25 protein-coding genes are annotated in these 23460 nt (G+C 56.3%); 9 read left to right on the top strand and 16 right to left on the bottom strand.

The genetic code is table 11. The annotated features are described in order from the left end of the window. Positions 1-4 precede the first annotated feature (4 nt). The 8 genes from accD to smpB all read right to left on the bottom strand — a co-directional run bounded on the left by accD (position 5) and on the right by smpB (position 6586). Positions 5-925, bottom strand: a complete 921-nt coding sequence (gene accD / locus NM686_RS08005) for an acetyl-CoA carboxylase, carboxyltransferase subunit beta (protein WP_255187354.1) — start codon at positions 923-925, stop codon at positions 5-7. A 24-nt stretch (positions 926-949) separates the two neighbouring features. Beyond that, positions 950-1753, bottom strand: coding sequence for a tryptophan synthase subunit alpha (gene trpA / locus NM686_RS08000; RefSeq protein WP_255187353.1), 804 nt, complete (start codon positions 1751-1753; stop codon positions 950-952). Continuing rightward, on the bottom strand, positions 1750-2970 hold the full coding sequence (gene trpB, locus NM686_RS07995) for a tryptophan synthase subunit beta (RefSeq protein ID WP_255187352.1): 1221 nt from the start codon (positions 2968-2970) through the stop codon (positions 1750-1752). Before trpB ends, trpA begins: the two co-directional genes overlap by 4 nt. 6 nt (positions 2971-2976) lie before the next feature. Further along, entirely contained in the window at positions 2977-3597 is a 621-nt protein-coding gene (locus tag NM686_RS07990; RefSeq protein ID WP_269022709.1) for a phosphoribosylanthranilate isomerase, read from the bottom strand. Between the two features lie 116 nt (positions 3598-3713). Continuing rightward, positions 3714-4451, bottom strand: a complete 738-nt coding sequence (locus tag NM686_RS07985) for a DUF2231 domain-containing protein (protein WP_255187350.1) — start codon at positions 4449-4451, stop codon at positions 3714-3716. A 48-nt stretch (positions 4452-4499) separates the two neighbouring features. Then, positions 4500-5516 carry an FAD:protein FMN transferase gene (locus NM686_RS07980; protein ID WP_255187349.1) on the bottom strand — a complete coding sequence of 339 codons (1017 nt, stop codon included), beginning with the start codon at positions 5514-5516 and terminating at the stop codon, positions 4500-4502. A gap of 16 nt (positions 5517-5532) precedes the next feature. Further along, positions 5533-6108 (bottom strand): isochorismatase family protein, encoded by a 576-nt coding sequence (locus NM686_RS07975; RefSeq protein WP_255187348.1) that lies wholly within the window; start codon positions 6106-6108, stop codon positions 5533-5535. Further along, positions 6101-6586 (bottom strand): SsrA-binding protein SmpB, encoded by a 486-nt coding sequence (smpB, locus tag NM686_RS07970; protein WP_255187347.1) that lies wholly within the window; start codon positions 6584-6586, stop codon positions 6101-6103. Before smpB ends, NM686_RS07975 begins: the two co-directional genes overlap by 8 nt. 97 nt (positions 6587-6683) lie before the next feature. On the opposite strand from smpB, the gene NM686_RS07965 reads away from it, so the two are divergent. The 4 genes from NM686_RS07965 to NM686_RS07950 all read left to right on the top strand — a co-directional run bounded on the left by NM686_RS07965 (position 6684) and on the right by NM686_RS07950 (position 10499). After that, on the top strand, positions 6684-8042 hold the full coding sequence (locus tag NM686_RS07965) for a sodium-dependent transporter (RefSeq protein ID WP_255187346.1): 1359 nt from the start codon (positions 6684-6686) through the stop codon (positions 8040-8042). Between the two features lie 2 nt (positions 8043-8044). Beyond that, complete coding sequence (locus NM686_RS07960) at positions 8045-8479, top strand: type II toxin-antitoxin system RatA family toxin (RefSeq protein ID WP_269022935.1); 435 nt, start codon at positions 8045-8047, stop codon at positions 8477-8479. Continuing rightward, a complete protein-coding gene (locus tag NM686_RS07955; protein WP_255187344.1) occupies positions 8469-8750 on the top strand; it encodes an RnfH family protein in 282 nt (93 codons plus the stop codon). Before NM686_RS07960 ends, NM686_RS07955 begins: the two co-directional genes overlap by 11 nt. A gap of 213 nt (positions 8751-8963) precedes the next feature. Continuing rightward, on the top strand, positions 8964-10499 hold the full coding sequence (locus NM686_RS07950) for a hypothetical protein (protein WP_255187343.1): 1536 nt from the start codon (positions 8964-8966) through the stop codon (positions 10497-10499). 388 nt (positions 10500-10887) lie between these two features. On the opposite strand, the gene NM686_RS07945 is transcribed toward NM686_RS07950, so the two are convergent. The 8 genes from NM686_RS07945 to NM686_RS07910 are packed head-to-tail and all read right to left on the bottom strand — an operon-like array spanning position 10888 to position 18345. Continuing rightward, positions 10888-12090 (bottom strand): NAD(P)/FAD-dependent oxidoreductase, encoded by a 1203-nt coding sequence (locus NM686_RS07945; RefSeq protein WP_255187342.1) that lies wholly within the window; start codon positions 12088-12090, stop codon positions 10888-10890. Between the two features lie 24 nt (positions 12091-12114). After that, positions 12115-12519: an outer membrane protein assembly factor BamE domain-containing protein gene (gene bamE / locus NM686_RS07940; RefSeq protein WP_255187341.1), complete on the bottom strand. Its 405-nt coding sequence runs from the start codon at positions 12517-12519 to the stop codon at positions 12115-12117. Between the two features lie 46 nt (positions 12520-12565). Beyond that, positions 12566-13309 carry a beta-ketoacyl synthase chain length factor gene (locus NM686_RS07935; protein ID WP_255187340.1) on the bottom strand — a complete coding sequence of 248 codons (744 nt, stop codon included), beginning with the start codon at positions 13307-13309 and terminating at the stop codon, positions 12566-12568. Further along, complete coding sequence (locus tag NM686_RS07930; protein ID WP_255187339.1) at positions 13309-14511, bottom strand: beta-ketoacyl-ACP synthase; 1203 nt, start codon at positions 14509-14511, stop codon at positions 13309-13311. Before NM686_RS07930 ends, NM686_RS07935 begins: the two co-directional genes overlap by 1 nt. After that, positions 14508-16835: an MMPL family transporter gene (locus NM686_RS07925; protein WP_255187338.1), complete on the bottom strand. Its 2328-nt coding sequence runs from the start codon at positions 16833-16835 to the stop codon at positions 14508-14510. The genes NM686_RS07930 and NM686_RS07925 overlap by 4 nt, the downstream gene beginning before the upstream one ends. 3 nt (positions 16836-16838) lie before the next feature. Further along, complete coding sequence (locus NM686_RS07920; protein WP_255187337.1) at positions 16839-17462, bottom strand: LolA family protein; 624 nt, start codon at positions 17460-17462, stop codon at positions 16839-16841. After that, the gene (locus NM686_RS07915; protein WP_255187336.1) at positions 17459-18079 is read right to left on the bottom strand and encodes a COG4648 family protein; all 621 of its coding nucleotides are present in this window, start codon (positions 18077-18079) and stop codon (positions 17459-17461) included. The genes NM686_RS07920 and NM686_RS07915 overlap by 4 nt, the downstream gene beginning before the upstream one ends. Before the next feature lie 2 nt (positions 18080-18081). Next, positions 18082-18345 carry a phosphopantetheine-binding protein gene (locus NM686_RS07910; protein ID WP_255187335.1) on the bottom strand — a complete coding sequence of 88 codons (264 nt, stop codon included), beginning with the start codon at positions 18343-18345 and terminating at the stop codon, positions 18082-18084. Between the two features lie 139 nt (positions 18346-18484). Here NM686_RS07910 and NM686_RS07905 point away from each other — a divergent pair, with 139 nt between their 5' ends. The 5 genes from NM686_RS07905 to NM686_RS07885 all read left to right on the top strand — a co-directional run bounded on the left by NM686_RS07905 (position 18485) and on the right by NM686_RS07885 (position 23379). Further along, positions 18485-18718, top strand: a complete 234-nt coding sequence (locus tag NM686_RS07905; RefSeq protein ID WP_255187334.1) for an acyl carrier protein — start codon at positions 18485-18487, stop codon at positions 18716-18718. Next, the gene (locus NM686_RS07900) at positions 18697-20001 is read left to right on the top strand and encodes a hypothetical protein (protein WP_269022703.1); all 1305 of its coding nucleotides are present in this window, start codon (positions 18697-18699) and stop codon (positions 19999-20001) included. The genes NM686_RS07905 and NM686_RS07900 overlap by 22 nt, the downstream gene beginning before the upstream one ends. A gap of 39 nt (positions 20002-20040) precedes the next feature. After that, positions 20041-21522 carry an amino acid adenylation domain-containing protein gene (locus NM686_RS07895; protein ID WP_255187332.1) on the top strand — a complete coding sequence of 494 codons (1482 nt, stop codon included), beginning with the start codon at positions 20041-20043 and terminating at the stop codon, positions 21520-21522. Between the two features lie 94 nt (positions 21523-21616). Then, positions 21617-22003: an exosortase system-associated protein, TIGR04073 family gene (locus tag NM686_RS07890; RefSeq protein WP_255187331.1), complete on the top strand. Its 387-nt coding sequence runs from the start codon at positions 21617-21619 to the stop codon at positions 22001-22003. Positions 22004-22272: 269 nt separating this feature from the next. After that, a complete protein-coding gene (locus tag NM686_RS07885; protein ID WP_255187330.1) occupies positions 22273-23379 on the top strand; it encodes an acyl-CoA dehydrogenase family protein in 1107 nt (368 codons plus the stop codon). The last annotated feature ends 81 nt before the right edge of the window (positions 23380-23460 follow it).

Below are 23460 nucleotides of genomic sequence, written 5' to 3'. Positions count from 1 at the left end.
CGGGCTAATTAACGAATACTTCGCTTTCGTTGATCAGACTTTGTGATTCCGGTTCTTGACTGGCGCTATCGACATGTGGGTAAAGAATGGAAAGGACACTGGCTATTTTCTCGCGCATTTCGCGTCTGTCGATGATCATATCGATCGCGCCGTGCTCTTGCAAAAATTCGCTACGCTGAAAGCCTTCGGGCAGCTTTTCCCGCACGGTTTGCTCGATCACCCGGGGACCGGCAAAACCGATCAAGGCGTCCGGCTCGGCGACGTTGATGTCACCCAGCATGGCCAAACTGGCGGACACGCCTCCCATGGTGGGATCGGTCATGAACGAGATATAAGGAATGCCGGCATCGGCCAAACGCGTCAACGCGGCACTGGTCTTGCTCATCTGGAACAGCGAATACAGGGACTCTTGCATTCTGGCGCCGCCGCTGGCGGTAAACACGATGAACGGAATCCGGTCTTGCAAACTTTGATTGACGCCGCGCACAAAACGCTCACCAACCACGGAGCCCATCGAACCGCCCATGAAGTTGAAATCAAACGCGGCCGCCACGATGCCCCGCCCTTTCAGACTTCCTTTCATGACCACCAAGGCATCGTTTTCGTTACTTTGCTTCTGCGCCTGGCTGATTCGGTCCTTGTAGCGCTTGCTGTCCTTGAATTTCAAGGGATCGCTGGGTTTCAAGCCCGCGCCGATCTCGATGCGTTCGCCTTCATCCAGGAACAAATCCAGGCGCGTGCGCGCGGAAATGCGTAAATGATGGTCACATTTAGGACAGACGCTAAAATTTTTCACCAATTCCGCATTAAACAAAATTGCGTCGCAACTGGGACATTTATTCCACAGGCCTTCCGGCACATTGGTCTTTTTTTCCGCACTATCGGTTCTAATGACGGACGGCACCAATTTTTCAAACCAACTCATTCGCTGTCTACTCCGCTTGAATTCTTAACCATCCATCGCTATGCGCATGGATTTCAATAAAGCTATGATTTCCCGTTTCGCCTGCATCGGATCGTCCAGATGGGCCTCGATTTTACTGATCAAGGCGCTGCCCACCACCACGCCATCGGCAATATTGGCGATGGTCTTGGCGGTCTCGGCATCCTTGACACCAAAACCAACACCGACCGGCAAACTGGTGTTGGCGCGTATCAATTGCAATTTGTCCGCGACATCCGCCACATCGAGATGCCCGGCACCGGTCACCCCTTTCAAGGATACGTAATACAAATAACCGCTACCGACCGCATGCATTTTCTGAATACGTTCGGCGGTGGTATTCGGCGCCAGCAGGAAGATTTGATCGATGCCGCGCTCGCGTAGCAGCGTCACGCAAGCCTCGGATTCTTCGGGCGGCAAATCCACCGTCAATACGCCATCGACATCGGCCCGCTGCACCGCATTGGCAAAATCTTCGTAACCCATGATTTCGATCGGGTTCAGATAACCCATCAGCACCAGCGGCGTGGTCTGATCGGTTTTTCTAAATTCCATCGCCATCAACAATACCTTGCGCAAACCGACATGGTGGGCCAAGGCTCGCTCACTGGCGCGCTGAATGACCGGGCCGTCGGCCATCGGATCGGAAAACGGCACCCCCAATTCGATGATGTCGGCCCCGGCCGCCACCATCTCGTGCAGCATCGGTACGGTGAATTCGGGATAAGGGTCGCCGGCCGTGATGAACGGAATCAAGGCCTTACGGCCCGAGGCTTTCAATTCGGCAAATTTATCAGCAAGGCGGCTCATAGACTGATCCCCTCGCGTTGCATGATGGTATGCATGTCTTTGTCACCGCGTCCTGACAGGTTGACGATAATGATTTGGTCTTTGCGCATGGTCGGCGCCAGCTTCATGGTGTAAGCCAGGGCATGACTGGACTCCAGCGCCGGAATGATGCCTTCCATCCGGGTCAAGGCATGGAAGCCTTCCAAGGCTTCGTCATCGGTGATATTGACGTAATTGGCGCGGCCCGTGTCTTTCAGCCAGGCATGTTCGGGACCGACGCCAGGGTAATCCAGACCCGCGGAAATCGAATGGGTTTCGATGATTTCGCCGTCGTCATCCGCCATCAGATAAGTACGATTGCCGTGCAATACGCCGGGGCGACCGGCGCACAACGGCGCGGAGTGGCGCCCGGTTGCGACACCATCGCCGGCGGCTTCGACGCCGTACATCGCGACCTCTTCGTCGTCGATGAAAGGATAAAACAGGCCAATCGCATTGGAACCGCCGCCGACGCAGGCCACCAGCGCATCCGGCAGACGGCCGGCTTGCGCGATACACTGTTGTTTGGCTTCGCGGCCGATCACGGCCTGGAAGTCGCGCACCATGGCCGGATAAGGATGCGGCCCGGCCACGGTGCCAATGATGTAAAAAGTGTTGTCGATATTGGTCACCCAGTCGCGCAAGGCTTCGTTGAGGGCATCCTTCAGGGTTTTCGAACCGGATTCGACCGCAACCACGGTAGCGCCCAGCAGTTTCATTCTATAGACATTCAGGGCCTGGCGAGCGACATCGACCGCACCCATGTACACCACGCACTCCAAACCCAAACGGGCCGCGACGGTCGCGGTCGCCACGCCGTGCTGGCCGGCGCCGGTTTCGGCGATGATCCGGGTCTTGCCCATGCGTTTGGCCAGCAAGGCCTGACCGACAGTATTGTTGACCTTGTGGGCCCCCGTGTGATTGAGGTCCTCGCGCTTCAAATAGATTTGCGCCCCGCCCAGATGCTCGCTCCAGCGCTGGGCATGATACAGCGGCGATGGCCGGCCGACATAATCACGCAAATCGGCATCGAGTTCGGCGATGAATTCCGCATCCGTCAGATAACGTTGATAGGCCTCATTCAATTCGGTAATAGCCGGCATCAGCGTTTCCGCCACGAAAATACCGCCGTACGGACCAAAATGTCCTCGCGCATCCGGCATATCGTACTTGTGCCCTTGAGGGTTTTTGTCAGTCATAGTTGTTTAAGTTGCTTGATTGGTTATTCTTATAAATGCAGCCATTTTTGCCGCATCCTTGATGCCTTTGGCGGATTCGACCCCGCTACTGACATCCAGCGCATACGGCCTGACTCGCTGCACGGCCAAGGCCGCATTTTCCGGCGACAATCCACCCGCCAAAATAATCGGGAGTTTGCGCTCAACAGGAATCGTCTCCCAGTCGAATCCGCTACCGGTCCCGCCTTGCATGCCCGGATGATATGCGTCCAGCAGCAAGCCTGCCGCATCGGCATAGTGCCGCTCCAGTACCGCCAAGTCAGTATCTGCCTGCATCCGAATCGCCTTGATATAAGGCTTAGCGTAACCGCGGCAAGCTTCCGGCGTCTCGTTGCCATGAAACTGTAGACAATCGATATTGACCTGCCGCAGCACTTCATGCACAAAAAAAGGTTCGGCATCGACGAACAAGCCTACTACCGTCACGAAAGCCGGCAGCGCGCGAGCAATCGCGACGGCCTGGGGCACTGAAACATTCCGGGGACTGGCCGGGTAAAACACCAAGCCGATCGCATCGACCCCCAAATGCGCCGCCTGCAACGCATCTTCGACCCGAGTAAAGCCGCATATTTTAACGCGGGTGCGCATAAATTCCCTCATGAAAAAGGCGGGCTAGAATACCACACCCACAAGCGATTTCGTGATTAGCCTTAGTAAAAAAACCGCCTGCCGCCGCGATAGAATCCCGCATCCTGGCTTCATGCTCAATGGGTGTGTTGATGATTATGGTGGTGCTGATGTCCCGGTTGGTTTCCAGGGAATTCTTGCCGCTCATCGTCGTCATCATGATCATGATCGTCGGAGACCGAATCCTCGCCATGTTGATGAAGGGCAGCGGCATTTTTATTGATCTCGGCCACCGGTCTGACGGCCACGCCATAACCATACACCATGGAAGCCCCCAGATCGGCGGTAAATACCAGCAATCCCGTCAAGATGGCACTCAGGATCAAGTGGAGGGTGTTTGCCGCGCCAGCGATCACCCCTTTGGCCAGGTAACGCCATCCTGCCAATATCAGTGACAGCACAAAAACCGAAACACCCAGATGCTCATGATTTTCCATGACCTCATGCACATCACCGCCGTGAGCAACCGATGCCGCCGCAACGAATCCCGCAATAACGGTCAGGCCGGCGAACAATACACCACTATACAAAAACCAATCCGCCGCTCGCCGCCAAGGCTCTTTACCCGCCAAAGACCCGACCAAATCCAGCAGGAAAAACAACGACAACAGCGCAATCGGAAAATGCACCAGCAAGGGATGCAGATTCTCCATCACCGCGATTCCTGGCATCAAGCGCTCAAACACGGCATCGGGCGACAAGCTCAACAAACTCTCGATAAACCCCAAAAAACCCTCCACGGCTCCGGCGACCCCTCCTCCCGAATCGCCACCGCCATGGACTGCAAACCCCACGGTATTGCTTAAATCAATCATCTCTCCCCCTAAAAAAATCCCCACGATCCCGCGCAACATGGGGCATGGTTATTCGATAGACAACCCGCTTTTTTCCAGTGCTTGCGATTTCGTTTCCAATAAACGTTCCCCCTCTTGCCGCACAAACAAAGCCTTGATGCCCTCGGCGTCCGCGAGTTGCATCCCTTGTTGCTGACCCACGCACAGCAAAGCCGTCGACCAGGCATCGGCCACGGTCGGATCGTCATGCAACACCGTCACCGCCACCAAATCATGCGTCACCGGCTTGCCCGTGCGCGCGTCCAGAATATGACTGTAACGTTGACCATTGACATCGAAGTAGTGCCTATAAGTTCCCGACGTCATCACCGCGAACGGCTGATCCTTCGGCGTCGTCAGGATTTTCATCATGCGTTGCTCGCCCGGCAGCGGCTTTTCCACCGCGATACGCCAGGCCGAGCCATCGGGCTTGTGGCCGTTCGTTTTCAACTCGCCACCTATCTCGACGAGATAATTATGCACACCTTGCTGCTCGAGAACCCGACTGATTTGCTCGACACTGTAGCCCTGGGCCACCGATGACACATCGACCCTGACGTTGGCCGGTTTTTGCAAATGACTGTCATCGACGATCCTCACTTTATCCAAACCTACCGTGGCCCGGACTTTTTGCAAGGTCTCCTCGTCGGGAATCGTCAAGCGATCGCCCTGGAACCCCCATAAATCGAACAAGGGCTTGATCGTCAAATCGTAACAGCCTCGACTGGCCTGACTGACCCGCGTCGCCACCTTGAGCAGCTGGACGATTTCAGCGCCAACGGCCTGGCTGTCACCGGTCGGATTGTTGTTGAAAACCTCTATGACAGAATCCGGCCGGTAATTCGATAAATTCTTGTCGATATCGGCAAATTCCTTGGTAACCGCCGTTTCCAGGGCCTTGGCATCGACCGGCGCTTCCGCCCAATAGGTGATGTGATAGGTTGTGCCTTGGGCAAAGCCCTCGAACTTGACCAATTCGGGCGCGCGTTCGCAGGCCGATAGCACCATCGACATGCAGCCGGCCCATAAGAGTGATGTAGGTTTCATGCTTAAAATGAAGAATTCAGCGCAGCAGCGCGGAAATGGCTTTGAAATGTGGGTGCCGCGCGTCGCGCAACCACTCGAACAGGACCGATTCATGATTGGTCACAGTAATGCCGAGCTGGCGCAGCCGCGCCAAGGCATTGTGTTTATGACTATCCCGACGCGAGCAAACGGCGTCCTCGACCACCTGCACGGCAAAACCCTGGTTATGCAAATCAATGGCCGTTTGCAGCACGCAAACATGGGTTTCCTGGCCGACGACAATTACCTGCCGCCGACCGGTATCCGCCAAGGCCCGGTTGAAGCCATCGCAGCCGCAACAGGAAAACGCGGTTTTCTCGAAGCGTTGTGCGTCAATCGGTAATCCATCCTCGATGGCTTTCGCGGTCGCGCCCAAGCCCTTTGGATATTGCTCGGTCACTAAAACCGGCAGGCTCAACAAGCCGGCGGCGGCCAATAATTTATGGGTGTTCTCGAGCACCGTCTGCCAGGATGCCGGCTGCATCGCTTCGCCGAGCCGGCTTTGCAGATCGACGACCACCAGCACGCTATCGACGCCATTCAACACAGAAGACGTTCCGCTTGCCTCAACCATGCTTCATCACCCGCGCCTTTTCCCGCTGCCAATCCTTGTCCTTGGCCGCCGCGCGCTTGTCGTGCAACTTCTTGCCCTTGGCCAGACCGATTTTCAATTTGGCGCGCCCCCTCACCCAATACATAGATAACGGAATCAGGGTATAGCCCTTGCGTTCGACCGAACCGATCAACCTGGACAATTCGCGCGCATGCAGCAACAGCTTTTTCTTGCGTACCGCGTCCGGGTTGACATGGGTGGACGCCGACAATAGCGGCGACACGTGCGCGCCGCACAACCAGGCTTCGCCGCGCCTGATTTCCACGTAACTTTCCTTCAACTGCACCCGTCCGGCGCGCAAGCTCTTGACTTCCCAGCCTTCCAGCACCAGACCGGCCTCGAAAGTTTCCTCGATGGTGTATTCGTGGGTCGCCTGCCGATTGACTGCAATGGTATTGTCGGTTTGCTTGCTGTCCTTTTTGGATTTTTTTGCTGCCATGGCCTTGAGTCGATTTTTAGACTGACTGTAAACAAGAATTTTGCTATTTTAACCGACCCGCTGACAAAATAACGACTTAATCACAGAGTTCTGCATCATGACGGACAAAACCCAATCCATTCACGGCCAATGGTCGTCGCGTTTCGCGTTCATATTAGCCGCCACCGGCTCGGCGGTCGGCCTCGGCAACATTTGGAAATTCCCTTACATCACCGGCGAAAACGGCGGCGGCGCTTTCGTGATGGTGTATCTGCTGTGCGTGGCGGCACTCGGCATTCCGATCATGATCGCCGAAATCATGCTGGGTCGGCGCGGCCGGCAAAGTCCGATCAACACCATGCAAAGCCTGTCCAAGGAAGCCGGTGCCGATCCGCGCTGGCATTATCTGGGCTGGTGCGGCATGATCGCCGGCTTTTTGATTCTGGCCTATTACAGCGTCATCGCCGGCTGGTCCATGGCCTATATCGTCAAGGATTTTTTCGGCGGCTTCATTAACAGCAATGCCGACGAAATTCAACGCCTATTCGAAAACCTGATGGCCAGCCCGCTGCAACAGATTTTCTGGCATACCGTATTCATGATCATCACGATGCAATTGGTGATGCGCGGCGTGCAAAACGGCCTGGAAAAAGCCGTGCGCTTTTTGATGCCGGCCTTGTTCGTCATCCTGATTTTGTTGGTGGCCTATGCGATGTCGTCGGGCGCTTATGACCAAGGCATGACGTTCTTATTCAACCCCGATTTCAGCAAGATCGACGCCGACGCGGTGCTGACCGCGATGGGCCATGCCTTTTTTACCTTGAGTTTGGGCATGGGCGCAATCATGGTGTACGGCTCTTATCTGCCCAGCCATGTCTCAATTGCCAAAACCACTTTTTTCATCGCCGGCGCCGACACCATCGTAGCCTTGCTGGCCGGCATCGCCATTTTTCCTTTGGTATTCGCCAACAATCTTGAAGCCGCGGCTGGCCCCGGCCTGATTTTTCAAACCCTTCCCTTGGCATTCGGTCACATGACCGGCGGCTGGCTGTTCGGCTTGCTGTTCTTCATTCTGCTGTTCTTCGCCGCACTGTCTTCTTCGATTTCGTTGATCGAGCCCGCCGTGGCCTGGCTGGTCGAGAACAAAAACATCGAGCGCCATCAGGCCTGCGTCTGGGCCGGCTCGGCTTGCTGGGCACTCGGCATAGGCGTGGTGTTTTCGTTCAATATCTGGTCTGACCTAAAATTTTTCGACAAAAACCTGTTCGAACTGCTGGATTATTTGACCGCCAACCTGATGCTGCCGCTGGGCGGCATGGCGATTGCGATTTTCGCCGGCTGGATGATGAAGCAATCGCATGCAGAACAGGAACTGGAAATACCCGCCAAAGGTTTCCAGGCTTGGCAGTTCCTGATCAAATACGTGTCTCCCGCCGCGGTATTCCTGGTATCCCTGCACGTCGTGGGAGTGCTGTAATGATTTCCATCGTACAAAAAAGCGCGTTGGTCAAATTTTCCGCGCAGCAGATGTTTGACCTGGTGGACGACATCGAATCGTATCCAAAGTTTTTGCCCTGGTGCAGCGGCAGCCAGGTGTTGCGCCGCGAAGGCGACATCGTCGAAGGCCGCATAGACATTTCAAAGGCCGGCTTTCACAAGTCTTTCGCCACCCGCAACCGGCTGGATCGCGGCGGCAAGATTTACATGAGCCTGCTGGAAGGCCCGTTCAAATCACTGGAAGGGGTCTGGAATTTCATGCCCTTGCGCGAAGACGCCAGCAAGATCTCGCTGGATCTGGAATTCGAAATTTCCAATGCCTTCGCCAGCCTGGCCTTCGGCCCGGTCTTCAATCAAATCTGCAACACCATGGTGACCTCGTTCACCCAGCGTGCCAAGGAAATCTATGGCGGCTGAGATTATTCAGGTCGAGGTGGCCTATGCCAGACCGGAACGCCAGGCCATCATCCCGATTGCATTGCCGGCCAACAGCACGGTTGGCCAAGCGATTGATCAGTCCGGGATATTGCAAGCATTTACGGAAATCGATCTGAAGCAACAAAAAGCCGGCATCTTCGGCCTGGTATGCAAACTCGACAAAATGCTGCAAGATGGCGACCGCGTCGAAATCTATCGCTCTTTGAGCCAAGACCCAATGGCGGCAAGACGCAACCGCCTGCAAAAATAGCTGTCCAGTCCAGCCCTCGAATCCGCCTGGCCTGCCTGATCTCGCCGACGTCAACCTCATTACGTTTTGTACGAGACCGGCGACAGGGCAAATCAGCGCTTGCTTCGATATGGAAAAATACCCGTAATTCTTTGAACAGCCCGTTTATAATTTGCTGCTATTGATTTTCCTTCTCGCAAAACCTGGCGAAACACACCTAGGAACCACCGCACGATGACTGTCGAATTCTTGATCAACCTTACGATTCAGCTGCTTGGAATCGTGGCCACCGTATTACTTGCCTATCGGTCTTTTCAGAAACGCCGCATTCAGTTGGGCGCCGAACCGACCCTGCCCCAGTACTTTATTCGACGCAGCACTTACTGGACAGGCATTGCACTGTACTGTGCGTTGATGGCGATTCTTTTTGGACTGCTGACTTGGGAATGGTTGCCCTTGGAACCGTTAGTCACGCTGGTCGTTAAAAATCTGCGCGCAGGTGAATTGGTGAGCCTGTTGCATGGCTTGGACGGCAGCACGCTCATGCCATTGATTGCCGCGGGCTTGTTTCTTTTTCTGGTCGACTGGGAAAACAAATTCAACCCCTTGTTGATTTTGCGGGATAGCATACACGACGCCTTCGCGATTCCGACCAAGGCGGTGGAAGTCTATAACGCACTGATCGCATCGCGCTTGTCCGCGGTAGACGATCAAATCAAATCGCAAATCGCGGATCGCCTCCTGGTCGAGAGCATAGACCCGGGCGATTTCGACAAATCCAGCGGCACGGTCGAATATAAATGGGCGCACAATTGCCTGCTTTTCGACCGCATCCAAAACTATGCCAACGATTCTTCGTTCCGCCGACTGTTTAGCGAACCGTCGCTGAAATGGGGCGAAATCTGCATTTCCTATAACGCGATGTCGGAAAAAGTGGCTACCTGGAAACAGGCCGAGCCGCATTACACCAAGACGCTGAATTTGATCAAGGATTTGGACCGTCTGACCGGACTGCTGTGCCGCTTGCTGGCTGCGCTGGTCGTATTCGGAAGCCCCAACGAAAACGATATCTGGGCAACCGTGAAAAAGCTGGGCGGCAACGTGCACAAGGCGCGTTTGAAACACACCTATAAATACATGCTGCTGTTCACCGCCGCCACCGCTGTCGGCGTGATCTTGGGGCGCGAGATTTCGGTCGCATTGCACAATAGCTTTTTGTTCCCGGAAAAGCCGCTGCCGCACTTCAGTTATACGACGATGCGCTGGATCGCCTACGCGATTGCGATGTACGTGTTTCCGCTTGCGCTGGTCTTCATATCCAGGGCCGTCGCTTTCCGGCACAAACAGGAACAAGCCGACCGCTACTACGGGTTTTATATGGCCATGATGATATTAGGATTCATGGTCAGCACGACCGTCTCGACGCTGGTCTGGGAGATTACGTTCTACCACAGGGACAATTTCAACTTCCTGGAAAGCTTTCTGGACCATATGCGCTGGGGCATCATGCCGGCATTGGTATGCGGTTTCGTCGCCTACCGCATGGATACGCCGGTGAGCGAATCCGAAACACTGGCCAGCATCGTCCTGGCCGCCGCCTTGCGATTTCTGGCCTGGGGTGGCGTTGCCGTCGTCATCATGCTGTATGCCACCGACGATTTGACCATTGAAAAGTTGAATCTGCGCTTCACCCTGGTTGGCACGGCTTTCTTCGTGATCGGCCTGCTGGGAGCATCCGCCCGCTTCAAATCGACGAGACAGGTCGAGTAGCATCCCAGTCACCGCGGGCTACCCGAATTATCCTGAAAAAATCATTTCGTCCACGAAATACACGAAAATCACGAACAGTTTCAAAAAGTTATTGCTCAAAAAACCGACACCTTGTGATTAACTAAATCACGTGACGTAACCATCTGTTTTGTTTCGCGTCTTTCTAGCTTTTCGTGGACTAACTGCAGCTTTTAGGATTGTTGAAGAAAGGGCGGGGAGTGAGGGCAATAAATACTGATTTATATCCCCTCATCCCAACCTTCTCCCGGCGGGAGAAGGGACTGTTTTGACTTTTACGACAGCCTGCAAAGAGGGCAGCTATTTGTAGCGAGAAACTACATTGGCCCACTGAACAGAAAGCTCAAACCGCCGCGCTGCTCTCTTCGGGCTATACCGCCATTTTGCGACCAGCCAGCAAACGCTTTTGCAAGTCGTTATTTTCCCCCCACAAATCGCCGGCCAGCAAATTGGCGATTTGATTTTTCAACTCGGGGTTTCTATCGGCCTCGAAAAACAGATTATGCACGATGTTGGATTGATAGAAACGTTCGACGAATAAACGCATGGTATTGAAGCCCAGCCAATAAGCCTCGTCATCCTCGGCGTGCAGTTCCGGGTCGGCTTCACGCCCAGCGACAAAACCCTGGTGAACACGATCGGCGATGCGGGCGGCCCCCGTTAAAGCCAGAAACACGCCCGACGAAAACACCGGATCGAGAAAGCCTGCGGCATCGCCGCAGCAGGCATAGCGCATGCCGTAGCGGTTTTCATTGGTATAGCTGAAATCCGCTTCGATGCGAATCGGCGCGCATTGCTGCGCCCCATCCAGCAAACGCTGCAAGATTGGCGAGTCCGCCAGATAACGCAGCAACAGCTCCTCCACTCCGCAATCCCTGGGACGTTCCTTCTGCACGACCAGGCCGACACTCAAACGTCGGCCAGCCAGCGGAATGATCCAAATCCAGCCGATGTCGACCACCGGCACATAAATGCAGCCGCTCCGAAACAATTCATCCGCCTCATCACCGGCCGGAATATTGTCGAAGTGGGTAAAAACGGCAAACTTGCCAAGATTTTCGATGCGCTCGATACCTTGGCGTTTTTTACCCATCAGGGCATTGCGCCCGGTCGCATCGATCAGATAACGGCCGCGATAATTGCCCTTGTCCGAGGCAACCTGAACGCCGGTCACTTGGCAAGATACTTCCATCACCTGTTCCCGCTGATGCGTTTTCACGCCGTGTTTAGCGGCGTTTTCGAACAACTTTTGGTCGAACGGCGCACGCTCTAACTGGTAAGTCTTGCGCTGACCGCTAAGCGGGAAAAACATGCGCTGACCGGTGCTCTCGTCCATGAACACCGCCCCGCTCTTGAACTGATTACCCTCGCTCCAGTCGATGCCCAAACGCTGTATCACCGGTTCGCTGAACGGCAACATTGATTCGCCGATATGAAAACGCGGGTGCTGGTCTCGCTCCAACAGCAAAACCGCATGCCCATGCTGTGCCAGCAACGTGGCCGCGGTTGAACCCGCCGGCCCGCCGCCAACAACCACGACATCGTAATCAAAACCGCCTTGCGTGTTGGACATCGTCTTGAAACCCGTTATGCGAGATTATTTGGAAAAACTGTCCGCGGCCGGATTGTATACGGCGCGATAGACTTTCCAATGCACCCCGCCGACGCCGGCACCCGTGTAAGTGACGGTGCCCTGCCCTTTATAGAACTCATCCGTGCGCATGACGTCTGGACCAAAATAGAACGGAATCCAGGCCTTGCCGGTTTGATAGGACTTGGTATCGGTCGGTTGTCCGAGAATTTCATGCACTTGGCCTTGGGTCATGCCCAATTGGATCTTCGCGAACGGACTATCCGCCGGAATGTTGCCTTCGATCCGAGAGTCGGAGGCTTTGCCAGAGGCCGCGGCTTGCGCCGGGGCTGGGCTTGAGGATTTGGAAGAAGAGGCGCAGCCAGCCAAAATCAAAGCTGCGAACAAGGCCAATGCATAAGTCTGTTTCACGAGTCACCACCTTAGGTTGGTTAGGGTTGATAAAAAACCAGGAATTCTAAGCTATTTTTCCGCAATCATGGGCGATAACCCACCATTCACGACCGAGCGGAACTTGCGTTTCGCGCGGAATCTGACCGCTGCCCGCCAGCGTCAACAAGGGTATTGCCGCCAGCACGGGCATGCGCTCCCATTCCGCGGCCGGCTGGTTGGCACCGGGATAGGGCCGACCGATGCGCAGAATGCCGTTCTCAGCGTCACCCGCCGCCAACACCATTGCGCAGGCAAATCCCGGTTTGCCACCATCCGGCGCCAAATGAGCCGGCCAATCCTCGTCATAGCAAACCAGCAACAGCTCACCGCCCTGGCATGCCAGTTGACACCATGCCTCCAGCAAGGCCATCGCAATCGTATTAGCCCCGGCCGCCAACGCGGTGGCCGGCTGCCTGCATCGATGCACGATGCTCCAATAACCGGCTACGGTATTTTGCACCGAGTTATGAAAAGCACTGGGGGAAACACTGCCGTCGGCGCGCGCCAATTCGCCACATAATTGGTCGGTGGTGCGAATCTCGCCGGCCACGCTGGCAAATATCGCCGGCAGCGCCGCCGGCGTTCGGCCCGTTTGGCCGCACGCGGCATTCGCGGCGCTGAAGGCCAATTGCATGGCTTGGCTACTACGGCGTCGTAGCAGCGGCGGGATGGCTTCAGGCGTATTGTCGACGCAAGAAAACGGCAGGTTTTGTTTGAACTCGGTATCGAGCGTGCAAGCGGCAAAGCCCAGCAAGGTAATGCAATCCATCAAGCCGCCTCCAGCAATACGCTGGCATTATTGCCGCCGAAACCGAAAGCATTGCTGAGCACGAGCCGCGGCTTTTGGTCGAGCATGGTCTTGTCGGTCACCGCAAAGCCGAATTGCGGGTCGACCTCGCGTAAACCGCAGGTGCCCGGCAAAAAACCACGCTCCAAGGCCAGCAAACTCACGACCACTTCCACGGCTCCCGCAGCACCCAGGGTATGGCCCAGCAAGCCTTTGACGCCGCTGCAAATCGGCGGCCTGCCGCCAAACAGGCTGAAGACGGCTTTGGCTTCTGCCGCATCGTTGAGCTGGCTGGCGGTCGCATGCAGATTGATGTAATCGACCTCGTCCCGCCCTCTGTCGCCCAAAAACAAGGCCTGGGCCATGGCCGCGGCCGCACCGATGCCTTCGGGATGCGGCGCGCTCATATGGTAGGCGTCCGACGATTCGCCAACGGCCAACAGTTTGGCGCAGCCGGCATTGTGCGAATCCGGCCGCTCCAGTAACAGCATGGCCGCGCCTTCGCCGATGTTGATGCCGCTGCGCTGGACATCCATGGGCCGGCAAGGTTCGGGCGAGATCAATTGCAGACTGTTGAAACCGCGCAGGGTCAGGCGGCATAGACTGTCCACGCCGGCAACCAGCACCGCGTCGCAGACACCGGCGGCAATCAGGCGCTGTCCGACGCCCAAGGCTTTGGCGCTGGAGGAACAAGCCGTGGAGATTGCGTAACAAGGGCCTTTCAAGCCTAGCTCCAGTTGCAGGAATTCGGCGGTCGCCTGCGCGGTATGGGTTTTCAATAATGCAAAATCGGCCGGCATCGCGCCGTCGCGCAGCCACGCAACATAGGCATTCTCGGTTTCGTAAATGCCCGAGGTGCTGGTACCCAGAATCACGCCGACCCGCGCGGCGCCATGCCGGACAAGTGCGTCCTCCACTTGATACCTGAAACCGCCCTGCTCCAGCACCTTGAGCGCCAGGCGGGCATTTCGGCAATCATAGGCTTGCCAGCGAGCTCGAACTGGCGCTAACGGCGAACTGATCTCGCCAACCACGGTCGGGAACGGAATCCCAAACAAGCGCAGGGGTTTCAAGCAGGTCTGGTTAGACAACAGGCTCCGATACAAGCTCTCGACGTCGTCACCAGCAGCGGTCGCGCATTGATAGGCCGATACCGCAACCGGCATGAGTTTGCGCAGGGTCATGATTTACGCTGCTTTGCGATCAACATGGGGCACAACATGAAGCCAACGGTAACCCCTAAACTGACGGACAAGGCCAGAATGGGCAGTGTCGGCGTTTTGCCCATGCCCAGCGCGCCAAAGGACGCCAGCGTGGTCAGCGTCGACGAGGCGATGGCGTGATAGGTCACATCGGTATCCTGAGCGCTATTCTCCATGAAAAAAATGCCATAATCGACGCACAGCGAAACCGACAGCAATAGGCCTATCACGTGCAGAAAGCTCAACTCTTCGCCCATCAACGCCCAAATCGCAAAAATGAACAATACCGCGGCCAGGGCTGGCAGCAAGGTCAGCGCTACCTTACGTATATCCGGCTGCTGCAGCCAGATGAACACGCCCATGATCGCAATGCCGATCACCAGCATATACAGCGATCGGTCGCGGTATTGCACCGCCAGCTTATCCAGCTGATCCTTCTGACTGAAATAACGCACGCCATCCAAGCCTTGCAAACCCTCGCTCAATCTGGCGGGCTCGTGGCGGCCCAGCCATAGCGCCAACATCACGCGTTGCCGGCCTTCGATCAGTTGACCGGACAAAACCTGCCGAACCGGCGTATCCAGAACCGCGGTCGAAAGCATGGGTTCTGTCGAGGCTGATTGCAACGCGCCGAGTTTTTCCGTCGATAGTTCGGCTTGACGCAACGCGGTTTGCCAAGCCTGGGTAAATTCCGCCGTCAACGCCGCGTCATGGACACGGGCGTTTCGTGCCTGCAAGGCCTCCGAACTCAGCCAGGGAAACAGGCCGCGGTATTCATCGAGCAATCCCGCCTGTTGCAGCTGCCTCAGCCGGCGTTCGGCGGCTTCGGAACGCTGCAATGCGGTTTCGAAATCTTCAGCCTCGACCAACACGAAACGCCCCGGCTCTATGCTGGAAAAATGGGCACGCACGGCCTTGTCCTGTTGTTTAAGTACGTCCATGTCCAGCGCCAGCTTTTGCATGTCATCCATCCAGCGCAGTTTTGTCAAGGCGGGCACGGCCAGCAGCGTGGCCAAGGCGAACAGCAGCCACAGCACTTTGCGGTGGCGGCCGCAAAAATCCACCCAGGCGGCAATGCCCGGCAAATGCGCGACATGCAACCGGGTATCGGCCAGCAAGGCCGGCAACACCCAGCGCGTCAGGCTCAAGGACGCGGCGATGCTGAACAACGCGAATACGGCGATTTGCTCGAAGCCGGGAAAACCTGTCATACCCATCGCCACGTAGCCGATCACGGTGGTCAAGCCTCCCAGGAACAGGCTGGGCCACAAAAGACGCACGGTGGCTTGCGGAGAATCCTGGTGTTTGGCGCAATGCACCATGACATGCATCGGGTAATCGACGCAAATGCCAATCAGACTGGCCCCCAGCGCCAAGGTCAGACTGTGGACACGCTCGAAAATCAAGGCCGTCGCCAGCGTACCGATGACAAAAGCCGCCGCCTGTACCAGCATCACCCAATGCAAGGCCGCGAATGAACGGAACAAGGCCAAAAACACCAATACCACGGCAATGCTGGATAAGGTCGACACCAGCGCGACGTCGCGGCTGATTTCGCCGTGCGCCGCGACGCCGAATACCGGCACGCCGGCCATGCTCAGGCGAAATTGACCGCCCGCCGCTTCGTTGAGGGCGTTGAAACTACCGCGAATGGCCACCTGTAATTGCTGGTGAGCTTCCGAATCCAGTGCCGGCGGCCGGCTTTGCAGCACCAGCGCGCCACCCTCTACGCCCAGCCTGGATTGGCTTTTGAACTGATTTTGCAGATCCTTGAAGCCATTCAGCGACAACAGCAAAGGATCTTGCTTGGCGATGGTCTTGACGAAACCACCTTGAGGAGAAAGCAAGGCCTGTTTCAAGCCGGCCGCACGGTCATGCAATGCCGTCTGGTCGAACAAATGGGCGGCGTCTTCCTCGGGGTTCAGGCTGAATATGCGCGCATGATAAGGTGCATAGGCTTGTACGGCATTCAGCCATTCGCGCGGCGGCTGATTGGCCGGCCATACTTGATCGACCCCTTCCAGCGGCGCCAATTGCTTCGCCAAGCGCTGACCGAAGGCGGACAAGGATGGTTCATCCCGTTGCCCACCTTCCGCGGACGAAGCCGAATCCCTCTCCACCACCAGCAGATAGCGGCGCGACAATTCACCGGATTTCAATAAATCCGACAATAATTGGGAGTCTTCGTCATTGGTGGCGGTAAAAAACGCATTGAGATCGTTTTCGACGCGAATCTGCCACAGCATAATGGCCAGCAATATCGGCAACAACACCAAAAACCAGCGTTTTATCGACTGCGCTGACACTCATCAGTCTCCAGTCGCTTCCCGCAACAGCGCCGGGATGGACAAGTTGTCCGCCTGCCGCTCCGGCAGCCTGGAAATGTGATATTCGGTCGCTTCGCCATCGCGTCGACGCATCGAGATAATGCGGCTACCGGCAGCGTCATCGCCGGAAATTTCGATAGTCGCGGCCGCATCGCCTTGTCCGGCTTTCGGCGTCATGCGTAGCGACCAACGCTTGTCATCGATTTGGGCGGCAAAATCATAACTGTTCTGAAAATCCTCGCTATGCCCCTGCAAAATCGCGCGAAAAAGCACGATCTGCTCCGCGGCCTCGCCGCCGTAATCCAGCGGCATGCGGTGCCGTTGATTCTGAAGCGGGTCCCAGTAATACATCTCTTCATCGCTGATGGCCATGATGACGCGACTAGGCTGTAATTGCAGTTTGACCAGGCTGCCGTCGGCACCGGTCAGCATATAGCCTTCTGCTTCCCATGGCGCCGCGGCCAACTCCAGCAATCGGGTTTCCCGATATTGAAACTTGCCGGCGCCATCGTGACGCGCGCGCGCCAAGACGCTGGCCAGCGCGCCGTCGTCGGCAAAACCCGCGACGGGCAGGCATAACACCAACATAAACAATAGCTTTTTCATGAACCTATATCCTTGAAGGCTTTATGACCGTGCCGGGCAAACACTTTGAAGGTCTCCATGACCGGAGGAGCCTCCAGATCCGGAAAACGCCGACGCCGGTAAAACCATTCGCCGACCGCCAGCAGGCTCATCAGCAGATAAACCAGCACCCCGGTATACAAGGTCCAAATCCCTTCTCCAGCCAAAAACGGCAGCAGGGCGCATACGGGTACATTGATGGCGAAAAACCAGGTCCATACCCAGGTTACTTCACGTAGGTATTCCGCAATGCCCGGCTTGAACTCCGGAAATTGCAAACGCACCAGACGTTCGCAGAGCGACGGCGGCGACAACAAGGTATAACCAAACACGGCCGCAAGCCATGAATAGACCAAACTTGGCAGCAGCCAAACCACGTATCGATTGGCAAAATAAGCCGAAATCATTAGCGAGATGGCCAAAACCAGGGCAATCAGTCGCCAACGTCGCTTACCGAAGCGCATGCCCCGCCATAGCGTCATGACAGCGAACAACACCAGAATCCAGCCGGCAAAGCCATGTCTGGCAAGATAAGCGCTCAGGAAGGGATAGACGATGATCAGACAGGCGACGAGAGCAGCCCTGATGGCCTTGGCCATGTTTAGCGGGTGCGATTATTGGCGACGAATTCCGCCAATGAATGCAAGGAGGAAAAAATCTGGTGGTTGCGCTCGTCACCGGAGGTGATCTTGACACCGAATTGCCTATCCAGCATCACGCCTATTTCCAGCGCATCGATGGAATCTAGGCCAAGGCCTTCGCCGAACAAAGCCGCATCCGGCGCTAAGTCGTCGGGTACGATGTCTTCAAGGCGCAAACCCTCGATGAGCATGGTTTTCAATTGGCCGATCAAGTCGTCTGACATGGCTAGATACATTGGTTGAGTAAAAGGCAAATTTTACACAATATCCCTAACGCATTCAAAAACGCTTGGTTTACGCCGCCGCCAATGCCAAAATTGCGCAAACTTTCACTCTATTCACCCCTGCCAACCGACCCGACCCATGAAGGAAAAACTCAAAGCGTTCATCTTTTCCGAACTGATTTACCACGAAGACCCCGCGTCTTTTGGCGACGATGACGATTTATTGGCCGCGGGACTCGACAGCATGGGCATCATGCGTTTGATCATGTTTGCCGAGAAAGAATTCGGCGTAACGCTGCCCGACACCGAAATCGAGCCCGATAACGTGCAAAGCTTGAACGCATTGGCAAGATGGATCGATCAAGCCCGATGAAGCAAGGCGCAGCCATTCTTTTCAATCCGGCTGATTACTTTACCTACGTACTGGATCAGGAAATCCGCGCGGCCGGCATGCCGGGCGGCTATTGCGGCCTGGCGCTGCAACTGGCCGGCGAACCGGACCTTGAACGGTTGCAAAATCGCCTGGATTTGCTGGTGGATATGTTTCCGAAGGCTTCGGCCCGCATCGAGCGGCACGGCAAGCGGCACGCCTGGATACCCACTGGACAGCGCATTCTTCTGGAATGTCATCGCTGCGACATGCACAAGGCCCAGGATGAAGAATGCCAACGCTTGCTGTTGGCGATTTTCAACCGTCCGGAATCGCTGCCGCTAACCGTGCACTGGATCGCTGCCAACAACGGCGGCACCTTGCTGATCAACTGGCTGCACCCTTTACTGGATGCGCGCGGCGCCAAAATCGTGCTGGATTTTCTGGCCTCCGGGCAACCAGAAAACTTCAAGGAATCGCCCTCGTTGATAGAAGCCAAATTGGCGCAATGGCGTTTTTGGAAAAAACTGCAATTGCTATTCAAGGCCAAACGCCACAACAACGAAGCCAATAGCCTGGACAGTTGCCTGCCCACTGCCGTCGAGCAAGGCCCGCAAACACTGAACTTGAAAGTACGCCGCTTCGATGCCGAGCAATCACGCCACATCGCCGAACTCGCGGGGCAATACACCGGCCTGGCCGGCCGTACCCTGTATTATCTCGGCTGCTTCATGCGCGCGATGGAACAGGTTGGCCCGCCTCATGCCAAAGCCGGCTATTGCATCCCCTATGCCTTCAATCTGCGCCGGCAAAATGCGCCGACTCCGGTGTTCGGCAATCACGTCGGCTGCCTGTTCGCCCGCGCCACCCGCGAACAGGTGCGCGACCGCGCGGGGCTATTCGCGCATCTGCTGGCGCAACATACCAGGGTCGTGCGCGACGAACTGGATCTCGCCTATCTGCCCCTGATGTGGCTGGGCCAATGGCTGACGCCGGCCCGCTATGCCAGATTCCTGCGCAAACAACACAGCGGCAACGAACTGAGTTCATTATGGTTTTCCGATCTAGGCGACATGTCCTGGAGCAAAAGCGGTTTTCTCGGCATTCCGGTCACCGACTTGTCGATGATGTGCTGGATGACGCTGCCGCCCGGCCTGGCCTTATTGGTTGGGCAACTGGACGGACGGCTGACCTTGTCTTACAGCTATTTGTCTCCGGCCGTGGATGAAGCCTGGCTTGACGCCGTGATAGATCGCATGGAAGCAGAGTTGCTAGAGACCCTCTAGCTTCGCTCGCTGGATACTTACGCCGAACATTGGATGCACATGTTGCTGGAAGACTTTCTGACACAATGCCAACGCCAACCCGACGCCTTGTGTTTTCAGGAAGCAGGCCGCGGGCAAAGTTACGCGCAAGTATTGCGCCAGGCACAAGCCATTGCCGCAAGCTTACAGGCGCACGGCATTCATCCGGGTCAAACCGTCGCGCTGCACCTTGACCGCGGCATGGACGCCGCCATGGCGATATTTGGCGTACTGCTGGCGGGCGCGTGCTATGTGCCGCTGGACTTGAAAAACCCGCCATCCAGACTCGCCTTCATCGTCGAAAACGCGCAAGTTGCGGCGGTCATAGGGCAAGGCAGTGCCCCTGCCTGGCGGAAACAGGGCTTGTGGCTGAATATCGCCTCTTCCCCGGACAAAAAGCCGGCGCCCGTCGAAATTCGGCCTGATGCACTGGCGGCCATCCTGTACACCTCCGGCTCCACGGGCCAACCGCGCGGGGTGGCTCTGAGCCATGCGGCCATCAAGGCCTTTGCCGACTGGGCGGCCACGCGCGTGAACCTGAGCTCGAACGATCGCATCGCCAGCAGCACGCCATTTTTTTTCGATTTATCGACTTTCGACCTCTACGCCGTGCCGGGCCGTGGCGCCAGCCTGCATTTCCTGCCCGCCGCATTGACCATGGCCCCCGCCAGACTGAGCGCGTGGCTGGCCGAACAAGCCATCAGCGGCTGGTATACGGTGCCGTCGTTGCTGGCTTTTCTGGCGTATAAAGGCAATCTGGCGCAAACACCGCTGCCTTCATTGCGGTTTTTGTTCTTTGCCGGCGAGGCCTTCCCCAGCCCGGCCCTGATGAACCTAGCCCGGAATCTAGCGCAAACCGAGCTCTTCAATTTTTTCGGCCCCACTGAAACCAATGTCTGCTGCTATTGGCCGGTGAAGCGCTCACAATTGAGTGCGACGCAAAACATTCCTATCGGCAAACCCGCCGCAGGTTGCACATTGCGGATCGATCCCGAAACCGGCGAACTCTGGGTACGCGGGCCGACACTGGCCAGCGGCTATTGGAGCCAAGGCGGCTTGCACCCCTTTTTGAACGAGCAAGGCTGGTATGCGACCGGCGATCGCGTCAGCCTGAAACATGGCGAATACCATTTTTATGGCCGCCTGAGCCGCATGTTGAAATGCTCGGGTTACCGGGTCGAACCCGCCGAAATCGAAGCCATCGTGAATGCCTTGCCGGGCGTCAAGGAATGCGCGGTAATCGGCATCGAAGACGAAGCGGCCGGGCAGCGTCCGGCTTTGGCCGTGGTTTTGGAACCCGGCCGCGACATCGGCGAAATACGCAAGGCCTTGCTGCCAAGGCTGCCAGCCTATATGCAGCCTAGCCGCTACCATGCCTTGCCGGCCTTGCCCAGACTGGCCAATGAAAAATTGGACTTTCGGCAATTACAAAGTATGTTTGTTGCTGGTTTGGCTGATTCCCAGCCAAAGCCATCAAGCAATCCTGACGGCGGTCATGTTTGAGTCGCAATTTACCATGAAGCTTGATACACTTTTCTTGGCTATCAATAGCGACTCGATAGCATAATTCCAAATAACCCATAACCTGGATATGAACATGTCAAAAACAAAAACATTGCTATTTACCTCGTTGCTGGCCATCAGCGCATTTTCTCCAGCACAGGCCGACGGTTATTTCTCGGAAGTATCGGAAAAATTCCTGCGCGGCGGCGCCAATCTGTTTACTGGCATGGGCGAAGTTCCCAAAAACATCGTTTGGGCCAGCGGCGAAACCAACCCCACCGTTGGATTTACGGGTGGCATCGTAGGCGGCACGCTCGACGTACTGGGCCGTACCGCGTCGGGCATCTTCGACGTCATCACCAGCCCGATTCCAACCAAAAGTTTGGTTGAACCGGCCTATGTTTGGGACGACTTTGGCAAACCCACCACTTACGGCACCAATTACAGACAGGGCGAAGTGAAGGTTTACAACCCTCAATAGTCTTGGCGCCTTGCAGGTGTTCGTTGCCAATTCAGGACACCTGCAAGGTACGGCTGGCGCAGCAGCCAGAAAGCGTGATTTCGTCTTCCTAACGATCATGAAAATTCGGCAACACCCCGGAAAATGAAAGTTTTCTGTGGGAGCGACGCCTCGTTGCGACAATAGACTTCGCATCGCGACTGTGTGTCGCTCCCACAATAGCTTTCAGAGTAATGACTCGAGCCAATCGACGCACGAGCGGGAATCCACCATCCACTGCTTCCATTCTCATGGCTGATACCACGGACTTTCCTGAACTAGCACCTTATACCGTCCCGCTGGACGATACGGAGATTCTGTCGCGCTTTCGCGCCATTGCCAGACAAGGCGCCTTGCGCCATGCCTTGCCCGGCGTTTATGGCGGCCTGGACGATGATTTCGGCGCCCTGTGCCAGACCCATCGCCGACTCGGCGAAACCAGCCGCGATCCAGGCTTACTCTTGATGCTGAATGCCCACTTATGGGGAGCGGTATTTCCGCTGCTGCTTTATGGCAGCGATGCGCAAAAACAAAGTTTTCTGCCCAAGTTGATAGCAGGCCAATGGCTAGGCGGCCATGCAATTACCGAGCCTGCTTGCGGCAGCGATGTGCAGGCCATGAACACCCACGCCGAAAGAAACGCCAGCGGATTCGTCTTGAACGGCGAGAAGCGCTATATCACCAATGCACCGCTGGCGGATTGGCTGGTGGTTTACGCCAAACTGGACGACAAGGTTTCGGCATTTTTGCTTGGTCGCGAGGATGTTGGTTGCGCATTCAACGCCGACGGCAAGCTGAATGCCTGCCGCGGCAGCGCCACCGGCGGCGTGCGTCTGGAAAATTGCCAAATCGGTGCCGAACGTTTATTGGGCAAACCCGGCGCGGGTGCTCAGATGATGCAAAAAGCGCTGGAATACGAACGCGCCTTCGTATTCGCCGGGATCGCCGGCATCATGGAGTGGCAGCTCGATGAAGCGATCCGGCACAGCCGGCAGCGCCGTTCGGGCGCCACGCATTTGGGCCGGCATCAAGCCATCAGCCACCGCATCGCCGATATGAAGCTGCGCCTGGACACGATCGACCTATGGCTGAACGAATGCGTCAGAATTTGCAATACCGGCAAACGCCTGACCTTGGCCTCGGCGCAAACCAAACTCTACGCGGCGGAAGCATTCTTGCAATCCTGCCTGGACACGGTGCAAATCCTGGGCGCGGCGGGCCTGGAAACCGGCGGCGTAATGTCGCCCCTGGTCCAGGACGCCATGGCCGGTCGTTTGTTTTCCGGCAGTTCGGAAGTGCAAAAGAACCTGATAGCCGCGCTGCTCGGCACCGGCGATGCCTACCGAGGCGGCCTCTGATTCAATATCGATTGCGAAAACTTTTACCGGCGACTAAAGTCTGCGTTCGGCCTGAGCAATCAGCCCCCTACCTTGTAATTT

The organism is Methylomonas rapida (assembly GCF_024360925.2).
Classification (GTDB): Bacteria; Pseudomonadota; Gammaproteobacteria; order Methylococcales; family Methylomonadaceae; genus Methylomonas; species Methylomonas rapida.
Note: the sequence above shows the minus strand (reverse complement) of the source record. Positions and strands in the feature narration are given on the sequence as shown.

Bases quoted from the DNA above. Each gene is read 5' to 3' on its own strand.
- accD (WP_255187354.1), bottom strand. From the start codon at position 925: ATGAGTTGGTTTGAAAAATTGGTGCCGTCCGTCATTAGAACCGATAGT.
- trpA (WP_255187353.1), bottom strand. From the start codon at position 1,753: ATGAGCCGCCTTGCTGATAAATTTGCCGAATTGAAAGCCTCGGGCCGT.
- trpB (WP_255187352.1), bottom strand. From the start codon at position 2,970: ATGACTGACAAAAACCCTCAAGGGCACAAGTACGATATGCCGGATGCG.
- NM686_RS07990 (WP_269022709.1), bottom strand. From the start codon at position 3,597: ATGCGCACCCGCGTTAAAATATGCGGCTTTACTCGGGTCGAAGATGCG.
- NM686_RS07985 (WP_255187350.1), bottom strand. From the start codon at position 4,451: ATGATTGATTTAAGCAATACCGTGGGGTTTGCAGTCCATGGCGGTGGC.
- NM686_RS07980 (WP_255187349.1), bottom strand. From the start codon at position 5,516: ATGAAACCTACATCACTCTTATGGGCCGGCTGCATGTCGATGGTGCTA.
- NM686_RS07975 (WP_255187348.1), bottom strand. From the start codon at position 6,108: ATGGTTGAGGCAAGCGGAACGTCTTCTGTGTTGAATGGCGTCGATAGC.
- smpB (WP_255187347.1), bottom strand. From the start codon at position 6,586: ATGGCAGCAAAAAAATCCAAAAAGGACAGCAAGCAAACCGACAATACC.
- NM686_RS07965 (WP_255187346.1), top strand. From the start codon at position 6,684: ATGACGGACAAAACCCAATCCATTCACGGCCAATGGTCGTCGCGTTTC.
- NM686_RS07955 (WP_255187344.1), top strand. From the start codon at position 8,469: ATGGCGGCTGAGATTATTCAGGTCGAGGTGGCCTATGCCAGACCGGAA.
- NM686_RS07950 (WP_255187343.1), top strand. From the start codon at position 8,964: ATGACTGTCGAATTCTTGATCAACCTTACGATTCAGCTGCTTGGAATC.
- NM686_RS07945 (WP_255187342.1), bottom strand. From the start codon at position 12,090: ATGTCCAACACGCAAGGCGGTTTTGATTACGATGTCGTGGTTGTTGGC.
- NM686_RS07935 (WP_255187340.1), bottom strand. From the start codon at position 13,309: ATGGATTGCATTACCTTGCTGGGCTTTGCCGCTTGCACGCTCGATACC.
- NM686_RS07930 (WP_255187339.1), bottom strand. From the start codon at position 14,511: ATGACCCTGCGCAAACTCATGCCGGTTGCGGTATCGGCCTATCAATGC.
- NM686_RS07920 (WP_255187337.1), bottom strand. From the start codon at position 17,462: ATGAAAAAGCTATTGTTTATGTTGGTGTTATGCCTGCCCGTCGCGGGT.
- NM686_RS07915 (WP_255187336.1), bottom strand. From the start codon at position 18,079: ATGGCCAAGGCCATCAGGGCTGCTCTCGTCGCCTGTCTGATCATCGTC.
- NM686_RS07910 (WP_255187335.1), bottom strand. From the start codon at position 18,345: ATGTCAGACGACTTGATCGGCCAATTGAAAACCATGCTCATCGAGGGT.
- NM686_RS07905 (WP_255187334.1), top strand. From the start codon at position 18,485: ATGAAGGAAAAACTCAAAGCGTTCATCTTTTCCGAACTGATTTACCAC.
- NM686_RS07900 (WP_269022703.1), top strand. From the start codon at position 18,697: ATGGATCGATCAAGCCCGATGAAGCAAGGCGCAGCCATTCTTTTCAAT.
- NM686_RS07895 (WP_255187332.1), top strand. From the start codon at position 20,041: ATGTTGCTGGAAGACTTTCTGACACAATGCCAACGCCAACCCGACGCC.
- NM686_RS07890 (WP_255187331.1), top strand. From the start codon at position 21,617: ATGTCAAAAACAAAAACATTGCTATTTACCTCGTTGCTGGCCATCAGC.
- NM686_RS07885 (WP_255187330.1), top strand. From the start codon at position 22,273: ATGGCTGATACCACGGACTTTCCTGAACTAGCACCTTATACCGTCCCG.